General features: G+C 61.1%; 12 protein-coding genes. 6 read left to right on the forward strand and 6 right to left on the reverse strand.

The features are described 5' to 3' along the window. Nucleotides 1-4 precede the first annotated feature (4 nt). Both QTH91_RS11645 and QTH91_RS11650 read right to left on the reverse strand, forming a co-directional pair. Nucleotides 5-1108: a M14 family metallopeptidase gene (locus QTH91_RS11645; RefSeq protein WP_286660237.1), complete on the reverse strand. Its 1104-nt coding sequence runs from the start codon at nt 1106-1108 to the stop codon at nt 5-7. Beyond that, a complete protein-coding gene (locus tag QTH91_RS11650; RefSeq protein ID WP_286660238.1) occupies nt 1105-2310 on the reverse strand; it encodes a M20 aminoacylase family protein in 1206 nt (401 codons plus the stop codon). Before QTH91_RS11650 ends, QTH91_RS11645 begins: the two co-directional genes overlap by 4 nt. A 116-nt stretch (nt 2311-2426) precedes the next feature. Here QTH91_RS11650 and argE point away from each other — a divergent pair, with 116 nt between their 5' ends. The 5 genes from argE to QTH91_RS11675 all read left to right on the forward strand — a co-directional run bounded on the left by argE (nt 2427) and on the right by QTH91_RS11675 (nt 9533). After that, nucleotides 2427-3623, forward strand: a complete 1197-nt coding sequence (gene argE / locus QTH91_RS11655; protein WP_286660239.1) for an acetylornithine deacetylase — start codon at nt 2427-2429, stop codon at nt 3621-3623. 26 nt (nt 3624-3649) lie between these two features. Beyond that, the gene (locus QTH91_RS11660) at nt 3650-4915 is read left to right on the forward strand and encodes a DUF445 domain-containing protein (RefSeq protein ID WP_286660240.1); all 1266 of its coding nucleotides are present in this window, start codon (nt 3650-3652) and stop codon (nt 4913-4915) included. Between the two features lie 93 nt (nt 4916-5008). Further along, nucleotides 5009-7090, forward strand: coding sequence for a molybdopterin-containing oxidoreductase family protein (locus QTH91_RS11665; protein ID WP_286660647.1), 2082 nt, complete (start codon nt 5009-5011; stop codon nt 7088-7090). Further along, nucleotides 7087-8223 carry an aminopeptidase gene (locus QTH91_RS11670; protein WP_390367766.1) on the forward strand — a complete coding sequence of 379 codons (1137 nt, stop codon included), beginning with the start codon at nt 7087-7089 and terminating at the stop codon, nt 8221-8223. Before QTH91_RS11665 ends, QTH91_RS11670 begins: the two co-directional genes overlap by 4 nt. A 44-nt stretch (nt 8224-8267) precedes the next feature. Beyond that, entirely contained in the window at nt 8268-9533 is a 1266-nt protein-coding gene (locus QTH91_RS11675) for a CaiB/BaiF CoA transferase family protein (RefSeq protein ID WP_286660241.1), read from the forward strand. Nucleotides 9534-9566: 33 nt separating this feature from the next. On the opposite strand, the gene QTH91_RS11680 is transcribed toward QTH91_RS11675, so the two are convergent. After that, nucleotides 9567-9827, reverse strand: coding sequence for an acyl-CoA-binding protein (locus QTH91_RS11680; RefSeq protein WP_286660242.1), 261 nt, complete (start codon nt 9825-9827; stop codon nt 9567-9569). A gap of 115 nt (nt 9828-9942) precedes the next feature. Between QTH91_RS11680 and QTH91_RS11685 the strand changes: the two genes are divergently transcribed. Further along, the gene (locus QTH91_RS11685; RefSeq protein ID WP_286660243.1) at nt 9943-10890 is read left to right on the forward strand and encodes an NAD-dependent epimerase/dehydratase family protein; all 948 of its coding nucleotides are present in this window, start codon (nt 9943-9945) and stop codon (nt 10888-10890) included. 28 nt (nt 10891-10918) lie between these two features. Here QTH91_RS11685 and QTH91_RS11690 read toward each other — a convergent pair whose 3' ends face one another. The 3 genes from QTH91_RS11690 to QTH91_RS11700 form a co-directional block, all read right to left on the reverse strand. After that, nucleotides 10919-11692: a glycosyltransferase family 2 protein gene (locus QTH91_RS11690; RefSeq protein ID WP_286660244.1), complete on the reverse strand. Its 774-nt coding sequence runs from the start codon at nt 11690-11692 to the stop codon at nt 10919-10921. After that, complete coding sequence (locus tag QTH91_RS11695) at nt 11689-13458, reverse strand: glycosyltransferase family 4 protein (protein ID WP_286660245.1); 1770 nt, start codon at nt 13456-13458, stop codon at nt 11689-11691. The genes QTH91_RS11690 and QTH91_RS11695 overlap by 4 nt, the downstream gene beginning before the upstream one ends. A 240-nt stretch (nt 13459-13698) precedes the next feature. Then, nucleotides 13699-15843, reverse strand: a complete 2145-nt coding sequence (locus tag QTH91_RS11700) for a class I SAM-dependent methyltransferase (protein ID WP_286660246.1) — start codon at nt 15841-15843, stop codon at nt 13699-13701. Nucleotides 15844-16114 lie beyond the last annotated feature (271 nt).

The following is a 16114-nucleotide window of genomic DNA, read 5'->3' on the forward strand; positions in this document are numbered from 1 at the left end:
CGCGCTACGACTTCGCTCCGGCCAGGCCGTCGACTGCCTGGAACATCGCCTGGCGTGCCTGGCTGATGATCTGACCCTTCCAGGCATCGGTGTCGGTGTAGAAGGCGTCGAGCATGCCCTGGCGGATTGCCGCTGCCTGTTGCGCGCTGGCCTGCTGGCCCTTGCTGTGCAGCCAATGGTCGGCGCGCAACGCGCCCGTCACCTCCAGCATGGGCAGGGTGCCGTATTCGAGCGCGATGCCGGTGTACTGGGCCTGCGGGCATTCTTCATAGACCGCGTTGCACATCAGCCCGTTGAGCCTGGCGGACGTTGAACTGCCGTCGTAGACCGAGGTGACGGCGTGCTCGCGGCCCCACCAGTCGTTGGCGCGGGCGTAGGCAGGCTTGTCGTCGCGCGCCGCAAAGATGCGTTCGCCGTGCCCGTTGGGCCCAAGCCCCGTGTGGATGTCGATCCAGGCGATGCTGGCTGCCTTGGCGCCATGCGTTCGCAGCACTTCGCGCAGCGTGCGGTTGCTCCAGGTGGGCGCCTGGCCGCCGAAGAACATGCCGTCCGCAAATTGGTACTGGCCTGCCGTCACGGCCGCCTGGTAGGCCTTGATGCCATGCGTCTCGATCCAGTTCTGGATGGCTGCATTGTTCTCGGGCGTGGGCGGCCATTGCTCGGGCAGCAGCAGTTCGTGCAACTGCGCATAGCCTTCGTTGACCGGCAAGGGCGCATTGAAATCCGCGAAGTTGCGGTTGATGTCGACGTTCTCGTGCGTGACGCGTCGGCCCCACGAGTAGCCGTGCGGATTGAGCGCATGCACGTAGAGCACCGAAACGCCGGCGGCGCGCGCCTTCTCGCGCCATTCGGCATCGTGCAGGGCGAACACCTGCACACCGCTGCCGCAGTGGCCTTCGACGCCGTGGCAGGCGCTGGTGACGAGCAGCAACTCGCGGGCATCCGCCGGGCCGTCCAGGGCCACGTCCATGGCCAGCGCTTCGCCATCGCGGCCAGGCAGCGGATGCGCATGCGACTTCACGGCAAGCCCCGCCGCCGCGCAGGCCTGCAGGAACTTGTCCCGCGCCTGGGCATAGCTGTGGGAAAAAGCTTCGACCACGCCGATCATGCTGCTGCCTTTCGCGGGGAGGCCAGGAAGCGCTCGGCCAATTGCACCCACATCGATCCGCCCAGCGGGATGAGGTCGTCGTTGAAGTCGTAGCTGGCGTTGTGCAGCGTGCAGGGGCCGGCGCCATGGTGCATGTCGCGGTGCGCGCCGTCGCCATTGCCGATAAAGGCGTAGGCGCCAGGCTTGGCCTGCAGCATGAACGAGAAGTCTTCGGCGGTCATGGCGGGTTCCTGCTTGAGCACGTTGTCGGCGCCGACCACGCTGGCCATCACCTCGCGGGCGAAGTTCGCCTCGGCCTCGGTGTTGATGGTGGGCGGGTAGGTGCGCATGAACTCGAAGTCGCACTTCGCGCCGTGCATGGCGCATACGCCGTGGGCGATCTCGCGCATGCGCTCCTCGATCAGGTCCAGCACCTCCAGCGTGAAGGTGCGCACCGTGCCGCGCAGCTCGCAGTTGTCGGGCGTGACGGTCGGTGCTTCTCCCGCGTGGAACATGGTGACCGAGATCACGCCGGCGTCGATCGGCTTCATGTTGCGGGTGAGGATGGTCTGGAAGGCCTGCACCATCTCAGCGCCGATCGGCACGGGATCGATGCTGGTATGCGGCAGCGCGGCATGGCCGCCCTTGCCGCGAATGACGATGTGAAACTGGTTGGAAGATGCCATCACCGGCCCCGGGCTGACGGCGAACTGCCCGGCCTTCAGGCCCGGCCAGTTGTGCATGCCGAACACGGCCTCCATGGGGAACTGCTCGAACAGCCCTTCCTTGATCATCTCGCGCGCGCCGCCGCCGCCTTCCTCGGCCGGCTGGAAGATCAGGTAGACCGTGCCGTCGAAGTTGCGATGCTTGGACAGGTGCTGCGCTGCCGCCAGCAGCATGGCGGTATGGCCGTCGTGGCCGCAGGCGTGCATCTTTCCGCGGATCTTGCTTGCATGGGCGAAGGTATTGAGCTCGGTGACGGGCAGGGCGTCCATGTCGGCCCGCAGCCCGACGGCGCGGTCGCTGGTGCCGTTCTTGACGATGCCCACCACGCCGGTCGTGCCCAGGCCGCGATGGATGGGAATGCCCCATTCGGTGAGCTTGCGCGCCACCAGGTCGGCGGTGCGCACCTCCTCGAAGCACAGTTCGGGATGGGAATGGATTTCACGTCGCAGCGCGGCGATGCCCGGCGCCTGCTGGACGAGGGAGTCAATGAGCTTCATCCCCGCAGTCTACGCAGTCGGACACTTTTGCGTCGAGGCCGGTCGCGCAACGACCGACGACGGGGCGCGAGGACTACCGACACGCCGGCTGGCAGGTTTGACCGACAATCGTTGCCATGCCTCACGCCCTCTCTAGCCGCGCCCTGGAAATGGCCCAGAGCCTTGTCCGGATGAACACCGTCAGTGCGAACAGCAATCTGGAACTGATCGAGTTCGCCCGCGACCATCTTCGCAGCCTGGGCGTTCGCAGCCGGCTGACCTGGAACGCCGACAAGACCAAGGCCAACCTCTTCGCCACGCTGGGCGAGCACAAGCCTGCCGGCGTCATCCTGTCCGGCCACACCGACACGGTGCCGTGGGACAACCAGGACTGGAGCGTCGACCCGCTTTCGGGCAGCGTGCAGGACTGGCCCAGCGGCTCCGACGACGGCATCGGCCCCCGGCTGTACGGCCGCGGCAGTGCCGACATGAAGGCCTTCATTGCCATCGCGCTGGCCAATGCGCAGCATTTCCTGGACAGCGAGTCGCCCTTCGCGGTGCACCTAGCCCTCAGTTTTGATGAGGAAACCGGCTGCATCGGCGTGCGCGAACTCATCGCCGACATGAAGGATGCCGGCATCACCCCCATGGCCTGCATCATCGGCGAGCCCACCAACATGGTGCCGGCCATCGCGCACAAGGGCGTTTACCGCTGGCGCTGCTGCGTGCGCGGCAAGGAGGCGCATTCTTCGCTCACGCCGCAGTCGGTCAATGCCATCGAGATGGCGGCGCGGCTGGTCGGCAAGGTGCGCGACATGGCCGAGGACTTCGAGGCCAAGGAAAAGCGCTTCGACGGCTTCGATGTGCCTTTCAGCACCGCCAGCGTGGGCCAGTTCCACGGCGGCATTGCCGACAACGTGGTGCCGCGCGACGCGGAGTTCCGCTACGAATTCCGCAACCTGCCCACCGCCGACGCCATGGCCATGCAGGATGAGGTGATCGCCTACGCCCGCAAACTCGAGACCGGCATGCAGAAGGTGGCGCCCGATACGGGCGTGAGCTTCGAGACCATCTGCGAGGTGCCCAGCTTCCTGGGCTCGGAGCGCGACCCGGTCACGCGCCTGGCCCAGCGGCTGGCCGGCCATTCCGAAACGACGCTGGTGGCCTTCGGCACGGAGGCGGGCCTTTTCAAGAACGCCGGCATTCCCACCGTGGTGTGCGGGCCGGGCAGCATCACGCAGGCGCACCAGCCGGATGAATACGTGACCCTCGACCAACTGGCCCGCTGCGAACTGTTCATGCGCGGCCTGGCCCTGGCGCGAACGGTGGGCTGAGCCCGCCTTGACGCCTACCCCGCGCGATGGCGGCGCCGGCTGACCTGCAGGAGCGCCGGCTGGCGCACATGAAGCGGCTGGCGCTGGCGCTGCTCGGCGCCGCGGCGCTCACCTACGCGCTGGCCACGGTCATGGAGCCGCGGCATCCCGCCTGGGGCTATCTGGCCGCTTTTGCCGAGGCGGCCATGGTCGGCGCGATGGCCGACTGGTTTGCGGTGGTGGCGCTGTTTCGGCATCCGCTGGGTCTGCCCATTCCGCACACGGCCATCATTCCGGAGAACAAGTCGCGCATCGGCGCCAACCTGGCCGGCTTCATCTGCAACAACTTCCTGTCGACGCCGCAGGTGCTGGCCAAGCTCGCGCAGTTCGACCCGGCGGGCCGGCTGGCCGACTGGTTGGCGCGGCCCGAACAGGGGCAGCAACTGGGGCGGCTTGGCGTGATGCTGGTGCGCTACGGCCTCTCGGCCTTCGACGATGCGCGGGTGCGGGCCTTTCTGGGCCAGGCGGCGGCGTCCGGGCTGGCGCGGCTGGACGTGTCGCGCGCCGCCGGCCAGGTGCTCCATGCGCTGACCGAAGGCAATCGGCACCAGGCCCTGCTGGACGAGGTGCTGGGCCAGGTGTCTTCGCTGGTGGAGGGCGATTCGGTGCAGGAGCACATCACGGACGCGATCGCCCGCGAGATCAAGGCCCTGCGCTATGTGGGCCTGGACCAGATGGCGGCCCGCCTGGCCACGCGCAAGGTGGTGGCCGTGGTGGCCCGCACGCTGGCCGACCTGGCGGCGCAGCCGGATCACCCGCTGCGGCTGCGCTTCGACATCCACACGCGCGAATTCATCGAGCGCCTGCAGCACGACCCGGCCTTCCAGGCGCGGGGCGAGCAGTTGCGCGCCGACTTGCTGGCCCACCCGTCGCTGGGCGAATACCTGCATGGCCTGTGGGACGAAGTGCTGGCCTGGCTGCACGCCGACCTGGAGCGGCCCGAATCGTCCATCGGCCAGCGCATCGCGCAACTGGCCGGCAAGCTCGGCGAGCGCCTGCGCGCCGACGAGGACATGCGCCGCTGGATCAACGAGCAGATCACCGCCGCCGCGCCGCTGGCCATCGACCGCTACCGCGAGGACATCCGCCGCTACATCGTCGAACGGGTGGACGCCTGGAACACGGACGAAATGACTCGCGAGCTGGAGCGCAACGTGGGGCGCGACCTGCAGTTCATCCGCATCAACGGGACCTTGGTGGGCGGACTGGTGGGCCTGGGGATCCACGCGCTGACGGCCTGGCTGAAGGGCTGAGGGGCCGAAGGGCCGGCGCGCTGCACGCGGCCGCGGCGCGGAGGACAATGACGCGCTAACTGTTTTCCCACGATGGACGAACTGCGAACCACCATGGACACCGCTTCGCTCGCGCCTGAGGCGACCACCGAGACCCACACCGTGCGCGGCGCCTGCCCGCACGACTGCCCCGACACCTGCGCGTTGGTCACCACCGTGAAGGACGGCGTGGCCGTCAAGCTGCAGGGCAACCCCGATCACAAGCACACCGCCGGGGTGCTGTGCACCAAGGTGTCGCGCTACATCGAGCGCAACGACCATGCCGGGCGCATCGTGCAGCCAATGAAGCGCGTGGGCGCCAAGGGCAGCGGGCAGTTCGAGCCGGTGAGCTGGGATGCTGCGCTGGACGACATCGCCCGCCGCCTGGGCGAGTTGGCAGCCAGCGATGCCGAATCCATCCTTCCTTACAGCTATGCCGGCACGATGGGCCTGGTGCAGGGTGAATCGATGGACCGGCGCTTCTTCCACAAGCTGGGCGCCTCGCTGCTCGATCGCACCATCTGCTCGACCGCCGGCGGCGAAGCCTTCGGCTACACGCTGGGCGGCAAGGTCGGCATGCGGGTGGAGTTCTTCAGCGAGGCCAAGCTGATCCTCATCTGGGGCAGCAATTCGATCGCCAGCAACCTGCACTTCTGGCGCCACGCACAGGCCGCCAAGCGCGCGGGCGCCAGGCTGGTGTGCATCGATCCGCGCAAGACCGAGACGGCCGACAAGTGCGATGAGCACGTCGCGCTGCTGCCTGGTACCGATGCGGCGCTGGCCCTGTCGCTGATGCATGAGCTGATCGTCAACGACTGGCTGGACCACGACTACATCGACCGCCACACGGTCGGTTGGCCGCAACTGCGCGAACGGGCGATGCAATGGCCCCCGTCGCGCGCGGCCGCGGTGTGCGGCGTGCCTGAGGCGCAGATCGTGGAACTCGCTCGTGCCTACGGGACCACCCAGCCGGCCGCGATCCGCCTGAACTACGGCATGCAGCGCGTGCGTGGCGGCGGCAATGCCGCCCGGGCCGTGGCCTGCCTGCCGGCGCTGACCGGCGCGTGGCGCCATCGGGCCGGTGGCGTGCTGCTCAGCAGCTCGGGCCTGTATCCGGTCGACCGCGCTGCGCTGCAACGGCCCGACCTGCTGGCCGGCCGCCAGCCGCGGACCATCAACATGAGCACGGTTGGCGACGCCTTGCTCGACCAAGCCAGGCCCGTGCGCGCCGTGGTGGTCTACAACAGCAACCCGGTGGCCGTCGCGCCCGAATCGGGCAAGGTGGTGGCCGGCTTCGCGCGCAAAGACCTCTTCACCGTGGTGATGGAGCAGTTCCAGACCGACACCGCCGACTACGCCGACTACCTGCTGCCCGCCACCACGCAGCTGGAGCACTGGGACATCCATTTCAGCTACGGCCACACCGACGTGCTGTTGAACACGCCAGCGTTGGCGCCGCGCGGGCAGGCACGGTCCAACGCTTGGGTATTCCGCGAGCTTGCGCGGCGCATGGGCTTCGATGAACCTTGCTTTGCTGATGACGACGAGGCGCTGTGCGCACAGGCCTTTGCGCCCGAAGCCGTGGACTACGCCGCCTTGCGCGAGCAAGGCTTTGCCACGCTGCGCCTGCCGGATGCGCCCTTTGCCGAAGGTGGCTTTCCCACGCCGTCGGGCAAGTGCGAATTCTTCAGCCAGCGCCTGGCCGATCAGGGTCAGGACGGCCTGCCGGACCATGTGCCCAACTACGAGGCGGCTGGCACGTCGGCCGACTATCCGCTGGCGATGATCTCGCCGCCGGCGCGCAACTTCCTCAATTCCAGTTTCGTCAACGTGACCAGCCTGCGCGCCATCGAGGGCGAGCCCCTGTTGGAGATCCACGCCGACGACGCCAACGCACGCGGCATCGAAAGCGGACAGGTGGTGCGCGTGTTCAACGGACGGGGCGAGCACCGCTGCCGCGCCGAGGTCTCGCGCCGGGCCAGGCCGGGGGTGGTGCATGGCCTGGGCATCTGGTGGCGCAAGCTGGGGCTGGACGGCACCAACGTCAATCAATTGACCAGCCAGCGGCTGACCGACATCGGCCGCGGCCCCACCTTCTACGACTGCCTGGTGCAGGTGGAGGCGCTGCCGCAACCCGAGGCGGCGGCTGGGGCGTGACGCGCGGCGCGATCCGGCTGGCGTTGGCCGCCGTCGTGGGCGCGGCATTGCTCGCGGGCTGCAGCGGCTGCACCACGCTGGGCTACTACTGGCAGGCGGCCGACGGCCATGTGCAGATCATGCGCGCCGCACGTCCGGTGTCGGAGGTGGTGGCAGACCCTGCAACGCCGGACGCGATCAGGCAGAAGCTGGCGCTGGCACAGCGCATCCGCCGCTATGCCAGCGACGAACTCGATCTGCCCGACAACGCCAGCTACACCCGCTATGCCGACCTGAAGCGCCCCGCCGCGTTGTGGAACGTGGTGGCGGCACCGGCGTATTCGCTCACCCTCAATACCTGGTGCTTTCCGGTGGCGGGGTGCGTGGGCTATCGCGGCTACTACGCGCTGGCGGATGCTCAGGCCGAGGCCAAGCGGCTGAAGGAGCAGGGCCTGGAAGTCGCGGTGTACCCCGTGCCGGCCTATTCCACCCTGGGCTGGCTGAACTGGGCCGGCGGCGATCCGCTGCTGTCGTCCTTCATCGGCTATCCGGAAGGCGAACTGGCGCGTTTGCTGTTCCACGAACTGGCGCACCAGGTGCTCTACGTGCAGGGCGACACGATGTTCAACGAGTCGTTTGCGACCAGCGTGGAGCGTCTGGGCGGCGAGCGTTGGTTGAAGACACACGCTGACGCCGCCGCACGCGAAACCTATGCGCAGTTCGATGCCCAGCGTCAGCAGTTTCGTGCGCTGGCGCTCGAGACGCGAAAGCGGCTGGAGGCGATCTACGCGCAGAAGAGCGATGCCGGTGACGGCCGGATGGCGGAGCAGAAGCAGGCGGCCATGGCCGACTTTCGCGCCCGCTACGCGCAGCTGCGGGCCGGCTGGGCGGGCCCCCGTCAGCATGCCTACGACGGATGGGTGGAGCGCGCCAACAACGCCCTGTTCGCCACCCAGGCCGCTTACGACGCGCAGGTGCCCGGATTCGAGGCGCTGTTCGAGCAAGCACGCCGCGAGGGTGGCGATCCGTGGCCGCGCTTTTTCGAGCGGATCAAGCGGCTCGCAGACCAGCCCAAGGCCGAGCGCGACCGGGTCTTGAGCGAGGCTGCTGCTGCCGCGACCACGCTGCAGGCTGCACGCACCCGCTCGCCGTGAACCCGGAACCACGCCTGCCGAGTTGATCAACCAGATTCAAGACGATGAACGCACCCACCGGACAAGACCGACCTGCTGACAACCACAATCCTGCAACCGCTGCAGGCCCGCTGTCGGGCCTGAAAGTGCTGGAGATGGGTCAGCTCATTGCCGGCCCGTTCGCGGCGCGCACGTTGGCGGACTTTGGCGCCGACGTCATCAAGATCGAGCCACCGGCTGGCGGCGACCCCTTGCGCAAGTGGCGACTGCTCGATGCCGAGGGTACGTCGGTGTGGTGGCAGGCGCAGTCGCGCAACAAGCGATCGCTGGCGCTGGATCTGCGCGAGCCCGAAGCGCAGGACATCGTGCGCCGACTGGCAGACGAGGCGGACGTCCTCATCGAGAACTTCCGCCCGGGCGCGATGGAGGGCTGGGGCCTGGGGCCCGATGGGCTGCGCGGGCGCAACCCGGGCTTGATCGTGCTGCGCATCAGCGGCTACGGCCAGACCGGACCGTACAAGGACCGCCCCGGCTTCGGCGTGGTGGCCGAAGCGATGGGCGGCCTGCGCCACCTGACGGCGGAGCCTGGTCGTGTGCCTGTGCGGGTGGGCGTCTCGATCGGCGACACGCTGGCGTCTTTGCATGGCGTGATCGGCATATTGATGGCGCTGCACCATCGCCACGCCACCGTGAGCGCCGATGCGCCCAAGGGGCGCGGCCAGGTCATCGACGTGGCGCTGTACGAAGCCGTGTTCAACTGCATGGAAAGCCTGCTGCCGGAATACAGCGCGTTTGGCGCAGTGCGGGAGGCGGCCGGCAGCGCGCTGCCTGGCATCGCGCCGAGCAATGCGTACCGTTGCGCCGACGGCTACGCCATCGTCGCGGGCAACGGCGACAGCATCTTCAAGCGGTTGATGCAGTGCGTCGGTCGGCCTGATCTGGCGGGCGACCCGGCGCTGGCGGATAACGCGGGGCGGGTGAAGCAGGTGGAGAAGATCGACGGCGCGATTGGCGAATGGACGGCAACGCGCACCGTGGCCGATGTGCTGGCTGCCTTGGCAGCGGCGGATGTGCCGGCGGGGCGTATCTACACCGTGGCCGACATCGCCGCCGACCCGCACTTTGCGGCGCGCGGCATGCTGCAGAAACTGATGCGGCCCGACGGGAGCGAGTTGCTGCTGCCTGGCTTTGTGCCCAAGCTGTCGGAAACGCCCGGCGGGCATCGCTTGGATGCACCCGCGCTGGGGCGGGACAGCGAGTCGGTGCTGCGCGAAGTGGGGGTGAGTGACGAGCAGATCGCCGCCCTCAGGGCGCGGGGCGTGGTGCGCTGAACCTGCCTTGCGGAGGCAGGCGGCGCTACAGGATCAGCCGTTGCGCAGTTGCTCGATCAGGTCGATGTACTGCTGCTTGGCCTGATCGGTAGACAGGCCCTTGCGGGAGGTCCAGGCGTCCCACTTGGCACGGGCGACGATGTCGCTGAAGGAGGGCTTCTTCTCGGTGTTGTCGCCTTGCGTGGCCTGCTTGTAGAGGCCGTAGATCTTCAGCAGGGTGGGGTTGTCGGGCTTCTCGCTCAGCAGCTTGGAGTTGGCTTCGGCGGATTCGAATTGGGATTGGAGGGTGGACATGGGTGTTTCAGCGCTCCCGCGCTGGGGCAGATGCAAAAGTCCCACAGCCTAACCGCTCCTACGCAGGTGTCGTCGGATTTGCAGTGTCAACTCGGCATCAGCGACAATCGCCACAATGCAAACAAATCTATCCGAACTTCGCTGTGTAGTAATGGGCGGAGGCGGCTTTGTGGGTACCAACTTGTGTCAATCGCTGGCGCCTAAAGTAGCAGAATTGCGTGGCTTCGGCCGGCGTCAAGGTTTTCCCGGCGCCATTCCTGCGAGTACGACTTGGATTCCTGGTGACTTTTCCGATTCCAGTTCTGTGGCTGCAGCCGTCGCTGGAATGGATGTTGTATTTCATTTAATCAGCGCAACTACACCAGCAAGCAGTAATGTTGACAAAGTTGCCGACATTGAGGCGAATCTCATCGGAACTTTGCGCATGCTCGAGGCGTGTCGTATGCAATCGGTAAAGCGAGTGGTTTTCGTCTCTTCAGGAGGTGCTATTTATGGCGCCTCGCAAATGATTCCAACGCCCGAGGATGCGCCGACAAACCCCCTTAATTCCTACGGTATTTCAAAACTTGCCATTGAAAAGTATCTGAATCTTTACAACCATCTTTATGGATTGGACTACCGAATCCTAAGGGTATCGAACCCCTACGGCCCCTATCAAACAGCGCTGCGAAACCAAGGCGCTATCGCGGCATTTTTGACGCGTGCCCTCATGGGGAAGAGTATTGAGGTTTGGGGAGATGGTTCCGTTGCGCGGGACTATGTCTATGTAAGTGACGTTGTCGCAGCACTTGAGATGGCCGCAATTGATCAGGGAGAGGAAAGGATATTCAACATAGGAAGTGCCACTAGTCGCACCCTCTTGGAAGTCATCGAGCTCATAGAAAACTTACTTGGTGAAAAAATCAGCATCCAGTTTGGCCATGGACGAAAGCTTGATACTCCTGTAAGTCGGTTGAACACTGATAGAGCTCGGCTTAATTTGGGTTGGGAGCCTAAAGTCGATTTGGAGCAAGGCTTGAAACTCACTTTGAGTTGGATGAAGGCTCAGACCTGTTTTCGATGAACAGACTCTCATGGACTGCTTGCGAGATTCACGTACCGACAATTCGCAACCGACTCAGTGGGCGTCGCGACATGTTCTGCAAAGTCTTGACAAAAAAATCGCTCGAACGAGGCATGCATCCTGCCGAGGATGTTTCGCTTAGGAGGGATGCATTGCGCTTCATGCGTATCGCGTGGCCAGTACCAGGCACCACCTTGTGAATAACTCCAGCAGATAAGACGGAAAGATTCCAGCCCCAGTCTTCAAACCCAATCTGCTGTTTAAGGTTTGAAGCGGGATAAGGGCACTGAACGAGCAGCTTCTTTGGCGCAAAGCAAAGCGATGTCCAGTAATTGGTTATCGCCAAGCCTGCAATATTGAAGTGATTGGCTTCCATGTCTACATGCAAGAAGACGTGATTATGGCGGCCAAAGTAGACGTTAACCTCCGGATGAAGTACTAAGGCTCGCCTTTCAGTTTCTGCAGTCGTAAATGCAGTAGACAGCCAATTCCCTCCCCAAAGATCGTCTCCATCGAGAAACGCCACGTAGTTTCCGGCGGCTGCCTCGACGGCAACGTTTCGGGAGATCCCTAGATCTCCTGCGTCAGGAAATATTATGCTTACGTTTGAGTGGCTATTGCAATAGCGCTCAGCGATGCTGCATGTCAATTCATTTGGTCTATCAAGTGAGATCACCGTTTGTACGCTGATTCCCTTGCATTCAGCATCCTTAACGCAAAGTTCAACGCTGTCTAGCGCAGGTTTTAGCAGCAAACCTTCGCGGTGAGCAGTCACGACCGCAGTAACGTCAAATCTTTTCATGTCAAATTTCTTCGCTCAAGGAAGCCGCCAGGCAACGTAAGGGCGCTGACAAATGAATCCCAAGATCTCTGTGTCTGAATCAATTTCCGCATGTGGAAAAGGCGTGTTGCAACAAGATTTGAATTTTCAAGTACTTCATTCAATGCATTGCAATATTGAGCCTCATTTTCGATCTCTTCTATCGGCCAGCCAGTTTCATTTGTAACTAACTCGGAAACCCCCCCGACGCTGCTCGCCACAATTGGTAGATTTGCGGCTGCGGCATTTATCAGAACCGTCGGCATCCCCTCAAACCTGGACGTAAACAAGAATGCCGAATAAGTGGACAATGGCAGGTCAGAAAAAGACCTGAATGTGCCGCACAGCCTAACGGAAGGAACCTCTTTCGCGAGGTTACGCATTAGATCTTCCAATTCGCTGTCTCCACTTCCCCATACATCGAACGAAACACCGGGCAACCGCCGCGCAATACGCGCGAGGAGTTCTGGATTCTTCTGATGACAGAATCGCCCAGCCCAAAGCACCCTTGGCATGTGTGGAACAGATCGCCCATCGACAGATTCACTTACGTTGATTGCTTGCAAGACCGGTTGGGCTAAAAAGGCAAGCTTAGCTTGAAGCCCAGCGGTGAGACCGTACCTTTCATTCATCTCGGCTATGAACGAATGGGTATCAAAATAGATGGCTTCAATGTTTTCCACGCAAGCCCGGAAATGCGTATCTGAGTAGCCTGCTCCTCGACCGTCGAGGGTGAAGTCGCGGCAGAACAATGCGGCAAAGATTCTCGTAACAGACCTAAGCGCGAGCCCCTTCTTGGCTATGGCGTCCCACATGGCCAGGCTGTTGACATTGCAGACAGAAACGGGGCGAAGTGCAAATATCAATGATTCAACAATCTGCGTTCTTTCGTCGTTGTTAAGTGTGGCGTCATAGTCCGAGAAAACTAATAGCCGTGTCCCATTTGGCAGCCACTCAAGTGCATCTAGCCTCTCGTGGTCGGTAACGACCAGGAGTACTTTATCTTCACTGCTAACTTCTTGAGCCGCTCGAACTATGTTTGCGCAGGCCAAATCCGCTCCGCCGCGCACGAGCCAGGGTGCGAAAACTATATGTTCAATTTGCGGAGGCAAATCAGCAAACATCGCTTGCCATGCAATTGCCGCTCTAGTAACTGGAATGCTGGTATTTAGCGGAAGCCCAGAAACATCTTGGGCAAAAAAGTCATGGGCTGCCTCAAATTCAGGATCTAGTGACTTCGCATCAAGGATAGTCTGCTTTATAGACCATCGTTGTCCGGCCGAAAGGCCCGGGTTCCTGCCTTCTTGTATCCCATATCGCAGATAGTGAATAAGAGGGTTCATGCCCGATGCCGCGACGTCTGGATAGGTGCGAAGATACGATTCACAATCGAAATCGACGCTCGCTTTCAGACCGAGGGGGCCGCCATTTAGAAGAAAGTGTGAATAGGGATTTTGCCCCATTGCTTCCGGGTGATTTTGCACATACCAAACGGGATCAAATAATTCCGAAGACACGAGCAAATCTATGTCGCTAGCCCGGCGCGCGCGTGCCTGAGTTTGACCGTCATCGGCATGCAGATTGCTCTTGCTTGAGTCGTCGTTATGCAATTCCACGCCGCCGCGCGAAATGGTCGCAAATGCTGCAGCGGCGAAGGCGGAAGGAAATCGACCCTCATTTTTCCCGCTCACCAAGTAGTGCACAAGAGGGTTGATTTCTGCGGATCGGACATCCGGATACTGCGCCAAATACCAGCTCGAATCAAAATAGGGACTGGCAGAGCGCCCCTCAAAGCCTCCATGCCTAAGGTAATGAAAGAGAGCGCGTTTAGGGTTAACATCGGGATTCTGAAGTAGGTACCAACCCCGATCGAAAAATGGCGAACGTTTCAGTAGTCGAGCCCCATTCAGAGTCCTGAGACTTCTTACGAATTTGGTTGCTAGTTGCTTTGCTTTGAAGCGAATTGTTGTGACCATCTTGCTCGAGAGTTATTCGTGAATCGAATTTTTTGCTGAATCACCCAAAATTTGCTTCATTCGATGAATACAATACTTTAATTTCTGGACCTCTTGTCGTTCTTGCTCCAGAGACGCGCGGACTTCTTGGAGTTCGATTCTCATTGAATTTAGTGAGCGGGTGTTGTTGAGATCGGAGCGTGTGAGCTCAATAATCCGATTGCTTTTGTTTTCTTTGATCCGCTCTATCGCATAAGGTCTCGCGGGAAGCTTGTTAATTGTGTTCAGCGCAGTCGCACATTGAGTGACTACATCAAACAGTGAAGTTAATTCGCGCAGGACAAAATCCGGTAGTTGAAGCTCTTCGCCAAACTCGCGCAACCAATCTAAGGAAGTTGCAGCTCGACCTACCATTAGACCCTCGCGCCACGCGTCGCGCGCGCCGTTCAGGTCTCCGTCACTTGCGCGCATTACGCCTAGCTGTAGTGCCGCGCTGGCAACCTTTACACCGAGAAGTATTGAGTAATCCTGATAGGGCTCGCCAATGCACTTGGCTAGAAACTGGGCAGCTTCGCCGCGATTGCCTGTTGCAATGTGAATTTGCGCGCTAACGTAGAGGAGAGAGACCTTCCATCGAATATTGATAGGGGTGCTTGGCTCACGTTGTAGACGAGCCAAATGGCCGTTAATCATACCGATGAGTGATGTTGGCGTCTCCTGGTAATTTTCGTCTGATAGCCAAGCGTATGCAAGTATGCAAGCTGCGGCGTCCCCGTCAGCCTTGTCCGAATCTGCGAGCTCAATATCTTTGGCCACTTGGCACAAGACCTCCTCATTACCCATGCGTAGGCCGATTGATACCATGCCGCGGATAAGCCAGGGATTCTTATATTGACCGTTGAAATCAACATAAGGGGGAAGGTGCTTATTTAAGGTATAGGGCGATATCGCGCGGTCGACTGTGCTTCGAGAGCTAAGCACCGGTGACTTCATGGCCAAAGACACACACCACTCAGAGTCTGGTTGTAGCGATGTTTGGACTTCAGTCCATTCCCGAGGGCTAACATGCCATCGGCCTGCAATTTTCTTCCGACTTGCCGTTTGCAAGAACGCTCTCTCTAATAAGAAATACGAGCTCAGTTGTGCGTGGAACTTTCCCCAGTCATATACGTGAAAGTGAAACGGATTGGGGTCAACCCCATCGGCCTCGCTCCAATCATTTGGCACGCACGTCATGATGCGGCCGCTTGGTGAAAGAACTCTGTGGCACTCTTTCAAGAATGATAAAGGATCTTCCAAATGCTCTAGCGTCTCGAAGCTCACAATGAAATCGATGGTTCCATCATCGAATTGCTTCAGAGCTTGCGGTAAAAATCCAACTTGAAAGGTCGGGGCATCCTCCCCGGGGAATGCAGTTCGTGCATAACGGATGGCATAGTCGCTCCCGTCGATTCCAATAATACTGCCAGCCAACGAGTTTGCTGCGAGGATATGGCTTCCATAGCCTAGCCCACACGCAGCATCTAGAACCCTGTCCCCTTCGCGAATAAAGGCTGCGGCTTTATGGTAGCGAATCATGTGCGCATCAGAACGGCGGCCTTGTTCACGCATCATATCCATGTGCAGATCGCGTTCTTCCGCAAGCGCAGCAAGCGGAAACTCTTCCGTCAACCTAGAAGGAGGACGTTCCATGACAATAGTTATTGAACTTCCTTTCGACTCCAACTCGAGGGCGTTATAGTCAATTGCATAATAATAGCGCGGATGCTTGCGCAGCCCGAGTTTTATGAGGCGCTTCTCCCAATATGAACGATCCCGTTCCGCGGCCTCGCCAACTCTCTGGGAGCGATGCCCGACTCGGAGAATCAGATTTTTTCCAACCAAATCGACCAGATTTGATAATGCGTTGTCAAGCGCGGAGAGGGATAGTGAATCGAGATAGTCGTCACAGACAACGGATTCAAAGCGCACCCTTCCCGATTTAATTTCAGTGCCGCCAGCTGATGGCTCAGCCTCAAGGTCGTCCCTTATGCTGCCAACCGTGGCTTCCAATCCTGAGATTCTTAAATACGTGGCAATAGAATTTGTTTGATACTCATCGACCCCGAAAACGAGGGTTCTCCCCCATCCTATGGTCTCGATGATGTTTTCGGTAAACTGCTGATCATGAGTATTCATATTTTGCGATCCTGGGTGATCTTGCGGAATCTCAATATAGATTAAGATAACTGCGCGGAACTACGTTCTTTGGCTTGCAGAAGGTGGTCTGCTTTGCATGCCCTAGACAAGGGCGGCAGCCATCGCGGGATGGCTTTCTTGCTTAGTCGATCTTGACGTTTCGTCGATGGTGAATGTGTGGTGACGACATGGAACCGGGTGTAACTCTGACGGCGAAGATGGATTGAGGTGTGCAATTGATCTCTGGTAGGCACATTACAAGGAGCCTGTC

This window comes from Variovorax dokdonensis, assembly GCF_030316895.1.
Classification (GTDB): Bacteria; Pseudomonadota; Gammaproteobacteria; order Burkholderiales; family Burkholderiaceae_C; genus Variovorax; species Variovorax dokdonensis.

Bases quoted from the DNA above. Each gene is read 5' to 3' on its own strand.
- QTH91_RS11680 (WP_286660242.1), bottom strand. From the start codon at position 9,827: ATGTCCACCCTCCAATCCCAATTCGAATCCGCCGAAGCCAACTCCAAG.
- QTH91_RS11645 (WP_286660237.1), bottom strand. From the start codon at position 1,108: ATGATCGGCGTGGTCGAAGCTTTTTCCCACAGCTATGCCCAGGCGCGG.
- QTH91_RS11685 (WP_286660243.1), top strand. From the start codon at position 9,943: ATGCAAACAAATCTATCCGAACTTCGCTGTGTAGTAATGGGCGGAGGC.
- QTH91_RS11700 (WP_286660246.1), bottom strand. From the start codon at position 15,843: ATGAATACTCATGATCAGCAGTTTACCGAAAACATCATCGAGACCATA.
- QTH91_RS11690 (WP_286660244.1), bottom strand. From the start codon at position 11,692: ATGAAAAGATTTGACGTTACTGCGGTCGTGACTGCTCACCGCGAAGGT.
- QTH91_RS11665 (WP_286660647.1), top strand. From the start codon at position 5,009: ATGGACACCGCTTCGCTCGCGCCTGAGGCGACCACCGAGACCCACACC.
- QTH91_RS11650 (WP_286660238.1), bottom strand. From the start codon at position 2,310: ATGAAGCTCATTGACTCCCTCGTCCAGCAGGCGCCGGGCATCGCCGCG.
- QTH91_RS11660 (WP_286660240.1), top strand. From the start codon at position 3,650: ATGGCGGCGCCGGCTGACCTGCAGGAGCGCCGGCTGGCGCACATGAAG.
- QTH91_RS11675 (WP_286660241.1), top strand. From the start codon at position 8,268: ATGAACGCACCCACCGGACAAGACCGACCTGCTGACAACCACAATCCT.
- argE (WP_286660239.1), top strand. From the start codon at position 2,427: ATGCCTCACGCCCTCTCTAGCCGCGCCCTGGAAATGGCCCAGAGCCTT.